19 protein-coding genes are annotated in these 15,772 nt (G+C 65.7%); 17 read left to right on the top strand and 2 right to left on the bottom strand.

The genetic code is table 11. The annotated features are described in order from the left end of the window. Positions 1-37: 37 nt before the first annotated feature. The 4 genes from QFX32_03930 (at position 38) to QFX32_03915 (ending at position 6,013) form a co-directional block, all read left to right on the top strand. Positions 38-1,237, top strand: a complete 1,200-nt coding sequence (locus QFX32_03930) for a glycosyltransferase (protein MDI9633187.1) — start codon at positions 38-40, stop codon at positions 1,235-1,237. Then, entirely contained in the window at positions 1,209-2,306 is a 1,098-nt protein-coding gene (locus QFX32_03925; GenBank protein MDI9633186.1) for a glycosyltransferase, read from the top strand. Before QFX32_03930 ends, QFX32_03925 begins: the two co-directional genes overlap by 29 nt. Before the next feature lie 149 nt (positions 2,307-2,455). After that, complete coding sequence (locus QFX32_03920) at positions 2,456-5,029, top strand: oligosaccharyl transferase, archaeosortase A system-associated (GenBank protein MDI9633185.1); 2,574 nt, start codon at positions 2,456-2,458, stop codon at positions 5,027-5,029. Continuing rightward, positions 5,030-6,013, top strand: coding sequence for a histone deacetylase (locus tag QFX32_03915; protein MDI9633184.1), 984 nt, complete (start codon positions 5,030-5,032; stop codon positions 6,011-6,013). It begins immediately after the preceding gene. Between the two features lie 25 nt (positions 6,014-6,038). On the opposite strand, the gene QFX32_03910 is transcribed toward QFX32_03915, so the two are convergent. Continuing rightward, positions 6,039-7,217, bottom strand: a complete 1,179-nt coding sequence (locus QFX32_03910; GenBank protein MDI9633183.1) for a YcaO-like family protein — start codon at positions 7,215-7,217, stop codon at positions 6,039-6,041. Positions 7,218-7,273: 56 nt separating this feature from the next. Between QFX32_03910 and QFX32_03905 the strand changes: the two genes are divergently transcribed. Then, entirely contained in the window at positions 7,274-7,567 is a 294-nt protein-coding gene (locus tag QFX32_03905) for a DUF2098 domain-containing protein (GenBank protein MDI9633182.1), read from the top strand. On the opposite strand, the gene nikR is transcribed toward QFX32_03905, so the two are convergent. Then, a complete protein-coding gene (nikR, locus tag QFX32_03900) occupies positions 7,564-7,986 on the bottom strand; it encodes a nickel-responsive transcriptional regulator NikR (GenBank protein MDI9633181.1) in 423 nt (140 codons plus the stop codon). The two genes, QFX32_03905 and nikR, sit on opposite strands and share 4 nt — an antisense overlap. Positions 7,987-8,138: 152 nt before the next feature. Here nikR and QFX32_03895 point away from each other — a divergent pair, with 152 nt between their 5' ends. From QFX32_03895 to QFX32_03840, 12 genes are all read left to right on the top strand, one after another. Next, positions 8,139-8,798, top strand: a complete 660-nt coding sequence (locus tag QFX32_03895) for a SpoIIE family protein phosphatase (GenBank protein ID MDI9633180.1) — start codon at positions 8,139-8,141, stop codon at positions 8,796-8,798. 45 nt (positions 8,799-8,843) lie between these two features. Beyond that, positions 8,844-9,734 (top strand): metal-dependent hydrolase, encoded by an 891-nt coding sequence (locus QFX32_03890; protein ID MDI9633179.1) that lies wholly within the window; start codon positions 8,844-8,846, stop codon positions 9,732-9,734. A gap of 93 nt (positions 9,735-9,827) precedes the next feature. Beyond that, positions 9,828-11,063, top strand: coding sequence for a translation initiation factor IF-2 subunit gamma (locus QFX32_03885; GenBank protein MDI9633178.1), 1,236 nt, complete (start codon positions 9,828-9,830; stop codon positions 11,061-11,063). Then, a complete protein-coding gene (locus QFX32_03880; GenBank protein ID MDI9633177.1) occupies positions 11,060-11,440 on the top strand; it encodes a DUF5615 family PIN-like protein in 381 nt (126 codons plus the stop codon). Before QFX32_03885 ends, QFX32_03880 begins: the two co-directional genes overlap by 4 nt. A gap of 16 nt (positions 11,441-11,456) precedes the next feature. After that, the gene (locus tag QFX32_03875) at positions 11,457-12,044 is read left to right on the top strand and encodes a DNA-directed RNA polymerase (protein ID MDI9633176.1); all 588 of its coding nucleotides are present in this window, start codon (positions 11,457-11,459) and stop codon (positions 12,042-12,044) included. Continuing rightward, positions 12,031-12,234, top strand: coding sequence for a transcription elongation factor subunit Spt4 (gene spt4 / locus QFX32_03870; protein ID MDI9633175.1), 204 nt, complete (start codon positions 12,031-12,033; stop codon positions 12,232-12,234). The genes QFX32_03875 and spt4 overlap by 14 nt, the downstream gene beginning before the upstream one ends. Beyond that, positions 12,234-12,740 (top strand): GTP-dependent dephospho-CoA kinase family protein, encoded by a 507-nt coding sequence (locus QFX32_03865; GenBank protein ID MDI9633174.1) that lies wholly within the window; start codon positions 12,234-12,236, stop codon positions 12,738-12,740. The genes spt4 and QFX32_03865 overlap by 1 nt, the downstream gene beginning before the upstream one ends. A gap of 135 nt (positions 12,741-12,875) precedes the next feature. Next, the gene (locus QFX32_03860; GenBank protein MDI9633173.1) at positions 12,876-13,172 is read left to right on the top strand and encodes a 30S ribosomal protein S24e; all 297 of its coding nucleotides are present in this window, start codon (positions 12,876-12,878) and stop codon (positions 13,170-13,172) included. A 3-nt stretch (positions 13,173-13,175) separates the two neighbouring features. Beyond that, the gene (locus tag QFX32_03855; GenBank protein ID MDI9633172.1) at positions 13,176-13,367 is read left to right on the top strand and encodes a 30S ribosomal protein S27ae; all 192 of its coding nucleotides are present in this window, start codon (positions 13,176-13,178) and stop codon (positions 13,365-13,367) included. A gap of 60 nt (positions 13,368-13,427) precedes the next feature. Next, complete coding sequence (locus QFX32_03850) at positions 13,428-14,999, top strand: bifunctional N(6)-L-threonylcarbamoyladenine synthase/serine/threonine protein kinase (protein ID MDI9633171.1); 1,572 nt, start codon at positions 13,428-13,430, stop codon at positions 14,997-14,999. Beyond that, positions 14,996-15,538: an RdgB/HAM1 family non-canonical purine NTP pyrophosphatase gene (gene rdgB / locus QFX32_03845; GenBank protein ID MDI9633170.1), complete on the top strand. Its 543-nt coding sequence runs from the start codon at positions 14,996-14,998 to the stop codon at positions 15,536-15,538. The genes QFX32_03850 and rdgB overlap by 4 nt, the downstream gene beginning before the upstream one ends. Before the next feature lie 87 nt (positions 15,539-15,625). After that, the gene (locus QFX32_03840) at positions 15,626-15,772 is read left to right on the top strand and encodes a 50S ribosomal protein L40e (GenBank protein ID MDI9633169.1); all 147 of its coding nucleotides are present in this window, start codon (positions 15,626-15,628) and stop codon (positions 15,770-15,772) included.

Raw genomic sequence — 15,772 nt, 5'->3', positions numbered from 1 at the left:
TGCAACGCGCTCGGTCCCCTCTTCCCGCGTGAATGCTGTGACACGTGGGAGGACATGCGCAACGGGCGGACCCCCCACCATCGTCGTCGTCGGGCCGTCGAGCAGGTTCCTCTCCGGCATAAGCTACTACACGGTCCGCCTCGCAAACGCCCTCTCCCGCCATTTCCGCGTCAGGGCAGTCCTTTTCCGGCACATGCTGCCGAGGAGGTTGTTCCCGGGCTGGAGGCGCGTGGGGGAGGACCTCTGCTCCGTGGCATTCGAGGGCGGCGTGGACGCGGCAGAGCTGCTCGACTGGTACAACCCGTTCACGTGGATAAAGGCAGCAACCATCGCGCGGGAAGCCGACGTCGTGATCCTCCAGTGGTGGACGTCGAGCGTTGCACACATGTACGTCGCGATCCTGTGCCTCCTCCCGCGGCGAGTCCCGGTCATCGTCGAGTACCACGAGGTGGTCGACCCCCTCGAGCAGTCCCTCCTCCCCGCGAGGATGTACGCGCGGTTCCTGGGCAGGATCGTCCGGGTGCGTGCCACGCACTTCGTCGTCCACTCGGACGCGGACAGGGACCTCGTCGCGGCCTCCTACGGTGTCCGGCGGGAGAGGATCACCGTGATCCCGCATCCCCTCTACGACCAGTACCCCCGCGTGGACAAGGAAAAGGCAAGGGAAAGCCTCGGAATCGCAGAGGAGAACGTGATCCTCTTCTTCGGGCTCCTCCGCCCCTACAAGGGCGTGAAATACCTCGTCCGCGCGTTCGAGGAACTCCCCGACGACGTGGCACGGGACACGAGGCTGCTCATCGTGGGGGAGGCGTGGGAGGACAGGGAATCCCTCGCGAGGGTGCGGGAATCTCCCCGGCGCGAGAGGATCACCGTCGTGGACAGGTATGTCCCCGACAGGGAGGTCCCCCTCTACTTCTCGGCCGCGGACATGCTCGTCCTCCCGTATACCCGGGCATCCCAGAGCGGCGTTGCGCACATCGCGATGGCATACGGGCTGCCGGTGGTCGCGACGAGGGTCGGCGGGCTCGCCGAGGGGATGGGCTCCTATCCGGGTGCCTTCCTCGTCAGCCCGGGATCGGTGGAAGAGCTGAAGGGAGAAATCCTCCAGCACCTCCCGGAGAAGAAGACGTATCCACCGCCCACGGAACTCGCGTGGGAATCGGTAGGGGAAAAGTGGATGGATCTGTGCGAACGCGCGAGGAGGTGCCATGCGGATAGGGATCCTCACCGGCTCTGAGTTCGCCGTTCCGGGCGGGGCAGAGAGGCTGGTCGTCGACCTTGCCCGTGCACTGGACGCCGAAGTGGTCGTCCCGGCGTACAGGGAGGATGTCGTCTCTCTCTACGACCCGGGGAGGCGCGTCCGGTTCTGCTCCCTCGGCCACCGGCTCCCCGCGGAACCGTTCCGGCAGGTCGAGGGAATGCGGCTCTTCCGCTCCGCCTCGCTCGAGTACGATTTCGTCGTCTGCATCGACGACATGGCAGTCCGCTACCTCGTCCACGCGGTCCCCCACCTCTACTACGTGCTCACGCCGCGCAGGGCACTCTACGACATGTACTACCACTTCCTCGCGGGAAAGAGCATCCCCGAGAGGGCGGTGTACGTCCCTGCACTCGCGGCCGCGCGGTATTTCGACCGGCGCTTCGTCTGGAAGTACGTGAGGAACATCGCTGCCATCTCCCACACCGTCCGGAACCGCATCCAGAAGGTGTACCTGAGGGACGCGCACGTCCTCTACCCCCCCGTCCACGCCGACCGGTTCACGTGGAGGCCCTCCGAGGGGTATTGGCTCTCCCTCGGGAGGGTGGACAAGTGGAAGAGGATAGACCTCCAGGTCGAGGCGTTCCGGTCCATGCCGGAAAAGACCCTCGTCGTCGTGGGGAGGGTGTACCCGGGGTTCGAGCGGGTCGTGGAGAACGCTCCGCCGAACGTGATCTGGAAGCACGTCCTCGGGGAGGAGGAGATCCGCGACCTCTACTCCCGGTGCGAGGGATTCCTCACCACCGCGATCGACGAGGACTTCGGGATCACGCCGGTAGAGGCGATGGCGAGCGGAAAACCGGTCGTCGCGGTGCGCGAGGGGGGGTACCAGGAGACGGTCCTCGACGGCGTGTGCGGGCGGCTCGTCGCACCGGACCCGCGGGAGATACGCGACGCGGTGAGGGAGGTGGGGGCACGGTCCGATGAGTTCCGCGACGTGTGCCGGAGGAGGGCAGTGCTCTTCGACTACCCCGTCTTCGCGGAAAGGGCCCGCGAACTCGTGGAAACGTGCCTCGGTGCGTCCCGTGGAGGGGCGCAGGACCGGTGACCACGCAGGACCGCCCCCAGGAAAAACGAATTTAAACGTTATTTTTTGGAAAAGGCGTTGTACAAGGTGTTATCCCAAAGGATTAAACGATGGAAAGGCAAACATCACCGTAGGGAAAAACGGGACACGATACCATGGAATTTTCCGGTTTGACGCGATACAGGAAGTACATCGTCATCCTCCTCCTCGCGGCGATGACTGCCTTCTCCGTGTGGGTCCGGATGCTCCCCTCGGCGGCCGCGGGCACGACCGACATCCTCAACCTCGTCGGGAGCGACGACCCGATGTACAACCTCCGCCAGATCGAACAGATGAACCACAATTTCCCGGCATACTCGTGGTTTGAGGCGATGACCCTGTACCCCACCGGGCAGGTCATCCACTGGGGTCCCCTCTTCATCTGGATCTGCTCTGCCCTCTGCCTCCTGGCCGGCGCGACCACGAGGCCCGAGATAATCGCGGTCTCGCTGGCCGTGCCGCCCGTCATGGCCGGGCTGATGGTTCCCCTCATGTTCCTCCTCGGGAGGAGACTGCACGGGACGCTCGCGGGACTCTTCTCGGCACTCGCGGTATCGGTGGTGAGCGGCCAGTTCTTCTTCCGGTCGCTCTACGGGTACCTCGACCACCACGTCGCCGAGGTCCTGTTCAGCACGCTCTTCGTCTTCTCGTACGCGTGGGCGCTCTCGGCCCTCCGGGAGAACCCGGTCGACTTCTCGCGCCGGGAGACGCTCCGCACTCCACTTCTCCTCTCCGTCCTCTGCGGCACCACGTACGTCCTTGGCCTCCTCGTGATGCCGACTATGGTCCTCTTCGCGTTCATCGTCGCCGTCACGACGTTCTTCTTGCTCGTGTGGGGATTCTTCAGGAGGGAGAGGGGCGAAGGGATCCTCCTCCTCAACGCGGTGACGTTCGGGATCGCGGCGGCGAGCTTCGTTTTCCTCGGAATCCACAGGGAAGGTTTCCAGTTCGATTACTACACCCTCGGCCATCCCCTCGCGTACCTCCTCGTCGTCGCGGGCACGGCGGTCCTCTACATCCTCGGGAGGTTCTCGCGGGGGAAGGGCGACGCGTACTACCTCGCGGGCCTCGGGTGCCTCTTCGCGGCGACACTCGGGGTCTTCGCGGTCGCACTCCCCGGCCTTTTTTCCACGTTCGTCGCGAGCATCGACCAGTTCTTCGGCCAGAACCCCTTCTACCTGACCATCCAGGAGGCGCGGTCGTGGACGGTGGGAGAGGCGTGGGAGAACTTCGGCGTCGGCCTCCTCCTGATGGCAGGGGGATTCGGTGTCCTCTGCAAGTACGTCTGGAATGAGAAGAGGGCTGAGCTCCTCTTCGTCCTCGTCTGGACAGTCACCCTCACATTCGCGACGTGGCAGCACATCAGGTACGAGTACTACTTCGCCGCGCCCCTCGCCCTCCTCTCGGGGCTCCTTGCGGCCTGGGCCGTGGAGTGGGGGTGGAGGGACGTCCAGAGACTGGCCGCGTCCCGCCTTGGCATGACGAAGGGTGGAGAACAAGACCGCGAGAGGGTGGATTCGAAGCAGAAGGCGAAGAAGAAGCCAAAACCCGGGGGTGCGCACGCGGCGGTCGATCCCCTCAGGATCGGTGTCCTCGCGCTCGTCCTCGTCGCGTTCTCGGTCTTTGTGTATTCTCAGGTCACGTACGAGCTGCGGGTGGCAACCTCCGGTGCCATCCGCCTGAACCCCGACTGGCGGGAGGCGCTCGAGTGGATGGGGACGCACACACCGGACCCCGGCGTCGACTACCTCCGCATCTACGAGAAAGAGACCTTCAGGTACCCCCCCGAGTCCTACGGGGTGATGTCGTGGTGGGACTACGGCCACCTGATCACGTTCATCGCAAAGCGCATCCCGAACGCAAACCCCTTCCAGTCGGGCGTGGAGGGGGAGAACGGCGCGGCCGCCTTCTTCATGACGGCCGACGAGGAGAGGAACGCGGCGATCGCGCGGAACCGCGGTGTCCGGTACGTCGTCACCGACATCGAGATGGATACCGGGAAGTTCTGGGCGATGGCCACGTGGTACAACGTGAGCGCGGGGATATCGCCCTACACGGAGTACGTGTTCGCACCCGCGCAGGAGGGGGCAGGGACGTACACCGCGGTCGAGCTGTACGAGGCACCTTACTTCGCGACGATGGTCTCCCGCCTCCACAATTTCGACGGCTCGCACGTTTCGGCCGGGAAGGTCTACTACGTCGAGGTGGAGGACGGGCGGGCCGCGTACCCGGTCGTGCGGGGGGCACAGGTGATGGACGCGGCGGCCGCGAGGGAGGCAGCCGCTGCCTTCAACAGGAACGCTCCTGCCGGCAGACGCGCACTCGTCCTCTCCCCGCACATCCTCTCCCCTGTCGAGGACGTCCCCGCGCTGCGGCACTACCGGCTCGTCCACGAGTCACCGACGAACGTCTTGTCCCCTCGTGAGGGCGAGAGCGCACCCGACCTGAAGTACGTCAAGGTCTTCGAGTTCGTCCCCGGGGCGCGGATCGCGGGGGAGGGCACCATAGAGGTCGACATCGTGACGAATACCGGGAGGGAGTTCACGTACCGGCAGGAGAGCCGGGACGGCCTCTTCGTCGTCCCATACGCCACGTCCGGGTCGCCCTACGAGGTGAGGGCGAAGGGGAAGTACCGCATCGCGGGCACGGGGAGGGAGATCGACGTCCCCGAGGAGGCGGTACTGGGAGGCCTTCCGGTCGGCTGAATGAGGGCGCGGTGCTCGGTCATCACCGGGGGTGAATTCGCGCGGCACGACCTCGGGTTGCACGAGGAGAACGCCCGCAGGCTGCAGGATGCACTCGCCGCCGTGCCCCCGCACGTGAGGGTTTACCCTCCGCAACCCGCGTCGTTCGAAGACCTCGCGCGGGTCCACGAGGAGAGGCACATCCGCATGCTCGAGGAGCTCTGCAGCTACGGCGGCAGGAGGTACCTCGACCTCGACACGTACGTGACGGAGGATTCCTTCCGCGTCGCGACACTCGCGGCCGGCGCGGCGATCGGGGCGGTCGGGCGTGCCCTCGGTGGGGAACCGTGCTTTGCCCTCGTCCGCCCGCCGGGGCACCACGCCGAGCCGTGCCGGGCGATGGGGTACTGCCTCTTCAATAACGCCGCGGTCGCGGCGGCGTGGGCCCTCGAACGGGTGGAGCGCGTCGCGATCGTCGACTGGGACCTCCACCACGGGAACGGCACACAGAAGATATTCTACGGGACGGACCGGGTCCTCTTCTGTTCCATCCACCAGGCAGACATATTCCCGTGGACAGGCTGGATCGACGAGGTGGGGGAGGGGAGGGGCAGGGGGTTCACCCTGAACGCCCCGCTCCCGGCCGGCGCGGGGATCGCCGATTACCACCATGTCTTCTCGACGGTGTTCTGCGAGGCACTCGCGCACTTCGAGCCGGACGCGCTCATCGTCTCGGCGGGGTTCGATCCCCTCCACGACGACCCGAAGGGTGGGATGAGGCTCCATCCCCGCGACTTCGCCGTCCTCTGCTCGCTCCTGCGGGAAGCCGCGTCCTGCCCGCCCGCCCTCGTCCTCGAGGGGGGTTACGGCCCGTCGCTCGGGGAGGCGGTCCGCGCCGTCCTCGAGATACTCGGGAGCGACGAGGCCTGTCCCTGCCCCCCCGGACTCGTGCCGCGGGCGAGCACGGCGAGAATCGCCCGGCTCCTGCGGAAAGTGATGTTCTGAAGGGACAAGGTCCGACCCGCGACCCCTATTCCTGCCGCCCCGTCGCCACCCGGTCCTTGTGGTGGTGCGAGACCTCTAGGCCGGGGACGACCACCCTGACGACGGGGAGGGGAGGGGGTTTTAGGTCCACCACGCAGACCCGTCCGGTCCAATGCCGGAGGTCGTCGAGGAGGGCCGCGATGTCCCCGTCGATGAAGGTCGTGCTGCAGCCGGGGATCGACGAGAGGGAGACTTCCGGCGCGGGCGCAAACCACTCCCGGTTTATCCGCTTCATCCTCTCGTACCCCGCGCGAGAGAGGAACATGTCCCGCTGCGGCGTCGAGATCTCCCCCGAGAGGTAGGAGGCCCGGGAGAACGCGACGTCGAGCAGTGCCCTCTCGACCGCGATCTCCGGGTCTGTATGGCAGGACGCCCCCATGACGAGGAGTCCCGGGTCTTTCTGCTGCGTGTCGTCCGCCGCGGCGGCGACGACGGGGGCCCTCGTCCTGCCGTCAAGCAGCCAGAGGTGGATATCGATGCCGGCGGCCGTGAACTTTTCGAGCAATTCCCGCGCGAATCCCCCTGTGTCGACCACGATCTTCCTGCCCATGTCCCTGCGGCGTTCCGCGCGGCTCATTGCATCCCTCTCGAGGACCTCGAGGAGGCCGTGGAGGATGGCCTCTTCCCTCGTGTTCCCGCACGCGAGGCCGACCGGGTCGCTCTGGAAGAGCTGCGCCGCGAGACCGCGCGAGACGTACGGGTGGAAAACAGCGTTGCTCGGGACGAGAACTCCCTCGCCCGCGAGGAGGTCCCACCCCTCCGACCAGTGGAGAACCTCCCCGGCGGGAAGCGGTCTAGGGAGGATGAGCGACCGGGGGTCGATCGCACCGCGGGAAGAGAGGGCTTCGTAGCTGTCCGTCTCCAGCGGCTGTCCCTGGTATTCCCCGAAAGAGCGCTCGATTGCGGCCACCATCGCGGCGACCCGCGCGAGGAGGCGTGTCCGGCCCGTGCCGGGGAGGAGCCGCGATGCACCGCGGGGAGCCCGGCGGCGCCGGGCAGCGAGGCAGGGGATGCCGAGCCTGTCCTTCTTCCCGAGGTCCACGATCTTCTCCACGCCGACGGCATCCATCAGCGGCCTTGCAGCCTTCTCGGTGTCCCGCGGGTGCGCTGCCCTGTGTGTCCCGTCCTGGAATACCTTTTTCGTGCGGGAGAGCCCGGAATTCATGGTAAACCCGTATACACGGGAAGCGTTTTATATTTTCCACGCACCGGTGAGACTGTATGGAGACTCCAAGGGTCGAAGTCGGGATGCGGGTGCGGTACCCGCGGACCGGGACAACGGGCACCGTGGTCGCTCTCACGGTCGAGGGTGGGCAGACGTTCGCGGAACTGGACTCGACCCACCTCCGCTACCGCGTCGACCAGCTCGTCCCCGCGAGGAGCGTCGAACAGGAGAAGGGCGGCGCGATCGAGGACGTGGTCGAGAAGGTACGGAAAGAGAGGGACATCTACTCCGTGTCGGGGTTCCAGGAGGCAATCGCCCGCACGGACCAGAGCTGCGAGGGTGGTGGCTAGTCGGACACGGGGATCGTCGTGAGCTTCACCGACTCCACGCCCTTTTGTGACATCAGCCGCTCCGCGAGTGCCTTCAGCTGGGACCCGTCGCCCCTCACGAGGACGACCTCGAGGCACCTGTCGTGCGTGAGATGGGAGTGGAGCGATGCCTGGATGATGCTCATGAACTCGTGCTGGATGTCCGTGAGGGTCTGGAGGAGATTCCGCTGGCCGTGGTCGTAGATCATGGTGATCACGCCCTGGCGTTCCCCCTTCACGTCTGACATCCACTTGTAGTACGTGATGTAATTCCGGATCGCGTCCCTGATCCCCTCGGACCGGGAAGAGTATCCCCTGTAATTGATGATCTCGTCGAACTTGTCGAGCAGGTGTTTCGGGAGCGAGATGCCGATACGGGCGAGTTCCGTCTCAACTGTCATGCGATGATGCCTCTCTCACACTATCTTCCCAATGCCACGACTTAAAACTTCGTAACACCAGGATTTATTGATGCGAATTCGTGCTACCGGCACGGCGTCCCCGGGGGCATACAGGCTTTAAGAGGTCAGGGTGCAGAGAATTGGGGGAGAAGATGCAGGCAGTCGAGTTCTTCGGGCTCTCCGAGAAGGGGTTGCGGGAGAGGAACGAGGATGCCTTCGTTGCAGCGGACCTCGGGGGCATCCACGTCTTTGCGGTCGCGGAGGGGATGGGAGGGCCCCGCGGGACCCGGACTGCCGCGGCGGTCGCGGTGGAAGCCCTCGGGAAGGGCGAGGTCGCGCGGGACAAGCCCCTCGCCGGGATCCTCGAGGACCTCCTCGGAAACGCGGAGAGGGCGCTCTACACGTTCGAGTCCGAGAATCCGGGCGTCGAGCCGTCGGCCGTCGCGATGGCGGTCGCGGTCCTCTCGGCTGACGGCAGGTGCGTGGTGAGCAGCCCGGGTCCCCGCAAGGTCTTCTTCCTCGCGGAGGGAGACCCGGGTCAGGCCGGGGACGCGGGAGACGGGGGACAGGGACGGTTCGTCGTCCACGATCCCGGCGCCGGGATGCACGAGGCAGAGCTGCCCCCCGGGTACCTCGTCTTCTGCTCGGACGGCATCACGGACTTCCTGAGCGATGCCCGCATACAGGCGATAATTGCCGAACGCGGCGGGGATCTCGAGGGTGCCTGCCGGAAGATAGTCGCAGAGGCATTCAACAACGGCAGCGACGACAACCTCACCGTGGTGCTGGTCAGGCGCCATGGCGCGCGGTGAGGGTTCCCCCGCGGCACTTTGGGTTCTCAAGGAGGAGTCGGCCCGGTGGACAGCATCACCCACGCGATAGTCGCAGTCGCGTGCTTCCACGTCTCGTTCCACGGGCACGCCCTCGTCGCCTGCGTGCTGGGGGCGGTCCTCTCCGACATCGACGTGTTCCTCCACGCGGTCGCGGAACGGAACCCGCACCTCTTCCTCTTCACCCACGGCGGGTTCACCCACACGGTCCCCGGCGTCCTCGTGGTCGCAGCCGGGATCTCGGCGGGCTTCTCGGCATTCGCCGCGGCAACGGGGCAGCCGGGTTTGATCCCGGAGATCCCCGCGGTGGTTTTCGTCCCCGCACTCGCGGGCGCGCTGACGCACGTATCCCTCGATGCCCTCGCCCTCCCCGGGATTCCGCTCCTCTATCCCCTCTCCGAGAGGAAGGTGACGGCGGGGATATTCCCCGGGCCGAGCATCCTTCTCCTCTCGACGAGCGCCGCGTACCTCGCGCTCTCCCTCTCGGTGCCGGGTGCGTCCCGGTGGCTCCCCGCCTACGCGGGATTCGTCGCCCTCGTCATCCTCGCGAGGGGCGTCCTGCGGGCGGTCGCCGTGCACCGTTTCGGGAAGGGGGCGATCCCCACGTTCGACCCGCTGCAGTGGCTCATCGTGGAGGATGCGGGCGATTCTTTCAGGGTCTCCACCGCACGCCTCTTCTCGGGGCCCACCACGGAGAAGGTGTACGCGAAGGGGACGGGGGATCTCCCCGGGAACGCTCCTGCACCGCTCCCCGACCCCGAGGTCCGGCGGTTCCTCTACAACTCCTACATCGTCGTCGCCGAGAAACAGGAGGGGGGGACGCTGTTCCGCGACCCGTTGAGGGAGGATGGTTTCGTCTTCTACCCGCCCCGGCACACGCGCGTCCTGATCAGGAGGGAGGGCGGGGGGAAACACTGATCTCGTATCCACGCCGTCCCCGGGGGCCGGATCGCCGTCCAATGGGTATTAAGTAGGTGTGTTTTTATATAGTAAAGGGAGGTTCGATCGGCATTGCAGGACGTGTTGATTCCCAGCGTGAATATCGGGGTGGTAGGGCATGTTGACCATGGGAAGACGACCCTCGTCTATGGCCTGACCGGGACGTGGACCGACCGCCACAGCGAGGAGATAAAGAGGGGGATCTCGATACGCCTGGGATACGCGGATGCCACCTTCTACCGGTGCGAAAGGTGCGAGGGTTCCGAATCCTACACGACGCATCCTACCTGCCCGGTCTGCGGGGGGAAGGCAGTGCCGTTCCGGTCCGTCTCGTTCGTCGACTCCCCGGGCCACGAGACCCTGATGGCGACGATGCTCTCGGGGTCCGCGCTGATGGACGGCGCGATGCTCGTGATCGCGGCAAACGAGGCGTGCCCGCAGCCCCAGACGAAGGAACACCTGATGGCACTCCAGCTCGTCGGCATCCGCAACATCGTCATCGTCCAGAACAAGGTGGACGTCGTCTCGCAGAAGGAGGCGCTCAAGCACTACGAGCAGATAAAGGCGTTCGTGAAGGGGACGATCGCCGAGAACGCGCCGATCATCCCTGTCTCGGCCCAGAAGGGCATCAACCTCGGGGCGCTCGTGGAAGCCCTCGACCAGACGATCCCCGTGCCTGCCCGCGACCCGACCGCGGATCCCCTCATGCTGGTCGCGAGGTCCTTTGACATCAACAAGCCCGGATCGAGCTGGCGTGACCTGAAGGGAGGGGTGATCGGCGGGTCCCTGATAAGGGGAGTCTTCCACGAGGCAGACGACATCGAGATCAGGCCGGGTCGCCAGGTCCAGGTGGAGAACAAGATCCGCTGGGAGCCGATCGGGACGAAGATCACGACAATCCACAAGGGGCAAAGGAGGGTGACCGAGGCCACGCCGGGCGGGCTCCTCGGGATCGGGACGAAGCTCGATCCCGCGCTCACGAAGAGCGATGCCCTCGCGGGCCAGGTAGCCGGGTACCCCGGGCAGCTCCCGCCGGTGTGGGACAGGATAAGGTTCCAGGTGACCCTCATGGAGAGGGTGGTCGGTGCGACCGCGGAGACCCAGATAGAACCCTTGAAGCACAACGAGCCCCTGATGCTCTCGGTCGGGACGGCGGTCACGGTGGGAATCGTGACGAACGCGAAGAAGGACGTCGTGGAGGCCACGCTCAAGAGGCCGGTATGCGCGGAGACGGGTGCGCGGATTGCCATCAGCCGCCAGGTGGGGGGGAGATGGAGGCTGATAGGGATGGGCGTCCTCCTCGAGTGAAGGTCCTCTTCGATTCGAATGCCCTCATGATGCCCTCGCAGTTCAGGCTCGACCCCTTCGCGGAGCTCGGAAACATTATTGGGGCATATGAACCATTGATACTGCAAGAGACGCTCTCCGAGCTTAGCGGACTCTCCCGCAGCCGCGGGAAAGAAGGGAGCGCCGCCCGGGTTGGACTGGCGTTCGCCCGAAAGTGCCGCGTGGTCCAGAGCGGGTATGCGCAGGGGAGCGTGGACGAGAAGATTCTCAAGTACGCGACGGAGCACGGGTGCATGGTGGTCACGAACGACAGGGAACTCCGGGATCTCCTCCTCTCTGAGGGTGTCCCCGTGATCACCCTCCTGCAGCGGAAGAGGCTTGGCCTGTTGAGGAGATGACGGGGGAAAGCGGCGGATGTACTACAGGATGGAGCTGTCCGACAAGGTGCGGGTCCCGCCGCACCGGATGGGCGAGGAGCTGTCACGGGTCATACTGGACGTCCTCCAGGAGCAGTTCGAGGGGAGCATCGACAAGGAGATAGGGATATTCATCGCCGTCACCCGGGTGATCTCGATCGGGGAGGGGGAGATCGTCCCGGGAGACGGGGCCGTCTACTACGACGTCGATTTCGAGGCGGTCGTGCTCCGCCTCTCCCTGCAGGAAGTGATCGAGGGTATCGTCGTGGAGACCACGAGTTTCGGCGCGTTCGTGAGCCTCGGCCCCATCGACGCGATGCTCCACGTGAGCCAGATCTCCGACGAGTACATCAACTACGACGAGAAGAACGCGAGGCTCATCTGCCAGGATTCAAAGAGGTTCATCGCGGTCGGCGAACCCGTCAGGGTGAGGGTGGTCACGCTCTCGCTGAACGAGAGGGAACCCCGCGACAGCAAGATCGGCCTCACCATGAGGCAGGCCGGCCTCGGCACGGCCCGCTGGCTCGAGGAAGAGATGCAGAAGGAGGCAGAGAAGGCGAGGAGTGGGGAGCGTGGCAGCCGCTAGGAAGAAGCTCGTCACCGTCTGCAGGGAGTGCCACCGCGTCGTGGAGGGCGAGGCGTGCCCCGTGTGCGGGACCTCCAACCTCTCCACGGACTGGGCCGGGTACCTCGTCGTGATCGACCCGAAGAACTCGGAGATAGCAAAGAAGATGAACATCACGCTCCCCGGCAGGTACGCGCTGAAGGTCCGCTGATGCTGCGCCTGCCGGACCAATCCCGCCACCATTTCAGGATCCCCTTCGGGAGGCTGGAGCAGGACCTCGGCACCCTCGTCCCGGAGCTCCGGGACACGGAATTTTATACCGTGGGGGACATCGTCACCCAGAACGCGCTCCGGCACGGCCTCGTCCCCGCGGTGGCCGTCATCGACGGCCACACGATGAGGAGACCCTACGGGAAGATCCCCACGGAATTCCCCCGGGTCTTCAGGGCGAGGAATCCCGCGGGCACGATCACGCAAGAGCTCGTGGAGGCCCTGAGGGGTGCCGTCTCCTCTCCCCCGGCCCTCGTCCTCGTCGAGGGGGAAGAGGACCTCGCCGTCCTCCCCCTCGCGCTCCTCGCGCCGGACGGGGGCACCATCCTCTACGGCCAGCCGTGCGAGGGTGTCGTGGTGCGGAAGATCGACGGGGAGGCACGGGTGGAAGCCCGACGTCTCCTCGCGTTCTTCGTCGCCGAGCCGGGGAACGGGCTGGATCTCTAGTCTCCAAAGGCCAAATTTGCCATTGGGAGAATGGCCGTCGAGCCCCGGCATTTCCCCGGTCGGTGCGGCGGGTGGCGCGGGAGAGGCTATAAATAACTACGGCGCGTATAATAGGAGGATACCGGGTTGGTCATAATGGAGATAGTGGTGGAAAGGGACATCCGGAACGAGCTCCTCGGCCGCAGGGAGATCGAGTTCACCGTCCGCTTCGACGGCCCGACACCGTCGCGCGTGCAGATCCTCGGGAAACTCGCGGCGATGCTGAATGCAAAGGAGAACCAGGTCGCGCTGGATTCCCTCAAGACCAGTTTCGGCATGACGTCCTGCAAGGGGAAGGCACGCATATACGACACGGAAGAGCAGAGGAACAGGACGGAGAGGGCATTCCTGCTCTCGCGCGGCATCCCGAAGCCAAAGGAGGGGGAGGCCTGATCCATGGCCGCGAAGAAGAAGGAAAAGGGAAAGAAGGCCGGCAGGGGTTCGTACTACACGGTCTCCGGGGGGAAGGTCACGTTCTCGCGGAAGTTCTGCCCCCGTTGCGGTCCCGGGGTGATCCTCGCGAACCACCCGGACCGTGCCGCGTGCGGGAAGTGCGGGTACACGGAATTCAAGAAGGCCGCGTCGTGAGAGACCCGGGGAGGCCGGACGATCCTCCCGCGGGGGGAAGGACAAGACCTGTAAACCGCGATGCCTGACATCGGTCCGGTTCTCGGGATCGAGGGGACGGCGTGGAACCTCTCGGCCGCTCTTTTCGACAGGGAACTCATCTCCCTGTATTCTAAGCCGTACCTCCCCGCGCAGGGGGGCATCCACCCCCGCGAGGCAGCCCAGCACCACGCCTCCGCGATGAGGGACGTCATCGCCCGCGTGATGCCCCCCGACGGGCGGATAGCCGGGGTCGCGTTCTCCATGGGCCCCGGCCTCGGACCGTGCCTCCGGACCGTGGCGACCGCCGCGAGGGCCCTTGCGGTCGCGCTCGGCGTCCCGCTCGTGGGGGTGAACCACTGCGTGGCCCACGTGGAGATTGGGAGGTTCGCGACGGGGGCACGTGACCCGATCGTCCTCTACGTGAGCGGCGCGAACACGCAGGTGATCGGGTACCTCAACCGGCGGTACAGGATCTTCGGGGAGACGCTCGACATCGGGCTTGGAAACGCGCTCGACAAGTTCGCGAGGAGCAGGGGACTCCCCCACCCGGGGGGGCCCGAGATCGAGAGGCTCGCGAAGAAGGGCAGTTACGTCGAGCTCCCCTACACGGTCAAGGGGATGGACCTCGCCTTCTCGGGCCTCGTGAGCGCGGCGAAGGACCACCCGGCCCCCCTCGAGGACGTCTGCTACAGTCTCCAGGAGACGGCGTTTGCCATGTGCGTCGAGGTGACGGAGAGGGCACTCGCGCACGCGGGAAAGGACGAGGTTCTCCTCGTCGGCGGGGTCGGCGTGAACGCCCGTCTCCAGGAGATGCTCGCCATCATGTGCGAGGAGAGGGGTGCGACACTCCACGTCCCCGACAGGATGTACATGGGGGACAACGGGGCGATGATCGCGTATACCGGCCGGCTCATGCTCGAGAGGGGTCTCGCGATGCGCCCGGAGGAGACGCGCGCGAACCCCGTCTTCAGGGCCGACCAGGTCGAGGTGACGTGGTGGGACGGCGACACCGTGCCCGCGGGGCGGGTGGAAGTGAGTACGGGTACCGCACGCGGTGCAGAGGCAATCGTCACCGTCGGGGAGGGGGACGTGACGAAGCGGCGCCAGAGGAAGTCGTACCGCCAGCCCGCACTCGACAGGCGCCTCGTCGCGGAGCGGACGAGGGCAGAGGCGCGCCTCATCTCCGCGGCACGCCGGCACGGCGTCCCGACGCCCGTTATCCGCGACGTCACGGAGGACACCATCGTGATGGAGAGGGTGAGGGGGACCCTCCTCAAGGACGACCTCTCCCCCGCAAACCTCGCGCTCGCGGGGAGGGTCGTCGGGAGGCTGCACTCCGCGGGGATCGTCCACGGGGACCTCACGACAAGCAACATGATCTGCAGGGACGGGACAATCGTTCTCATCGACTTCGGGCTCGCCCACGTCTCCTCGGAGGTCGAGGCGCGCGGCGTGGACATCCACGTCCTCTTCCAGACGCTCGAGAGCACGACCGATGACGCCCCCGCCCTCAAGGAGGCGTTCATCGAGGGGTACAGGCAGGAGTTCGCGTCCGCCGACGAGGTCATCTCCCGCGAGCAGGAGATCGAGCGCAGGGGCCGGTACCTGTGAAAATCACCGTCGTCACGAACAATCCCCACAAGGCGAGGGAGATCGCGCTCTTCCTCGAGGGATTTGCAGAGGTTAACAGTGTCGCCCTCGAGTGCCCGGAGATCCGGGACGAGAGCGTGAGGAAGGTCGCGGAGAAGAAAGCCGAGTACGCGTACAGTATCCTGCGCACCCCCCTCATCTGCGACGATACCGGTTTCTACATCCACGCCCTCCAAGGGTTTCCCGGGCCCTACGCCGCGTACGTGCAGAGGACGATAGGAAACGAGGGGATCCTCCGCCTGATGGAGGGGATCCCGGACAGGAAGGCGCACTTCGAGACAGCCATTGCCTACGCGTCGGAGGGGGGGATCCGCGTGTTCTCGGGGAGGATACAGGGCCGCGTGGTTCCCCCGCGGGGGAAAGGGGGTTTCGGGTACGACCCGATATTCGAGTGGAGGGGCAGGACGCTCGCGGAGATGTCGCCCCAGGAGAAGAACAGGATCTCGCACCGGGCCCGCGCTCTCGAAAAGCTCCGCAAGTTCCTCGCCGCGGGGGGATAGGGGGACCGGCAGGCTTTCCCCGCGCGACGCAAACCATTATGTGATCAAAAATGCCTCACTTTAAGGTACTATCCGCGGAGTTGGACCATGTCACGGTTCCCTGAAGCTGAAGCAAGGCTGCTCAACGTGAAGATATGCATGAAGTGCAACGCGAGGAACGCGGTCCGCGCGACGCGGTGCCGAAAGTGCGGGTATCAGAACCTCCGGCCGAAGAACAAGGAGCGGAAGGCCTGA

Origin of the sequence: Methanolinea sp. (assembly GCA_030055515.1) — an archaeon.
Lineage (GTDB): Archaea > Halobacteriota > Methanomicrobia > Methanomicrobiales > Methanospirillaceae > Methanolinea_A.
The sequence above is the reverse complement of the archived record's forward strand: the minus strand, read 5'-3'. Positions and strand labels throughout refer to the sequence as shown.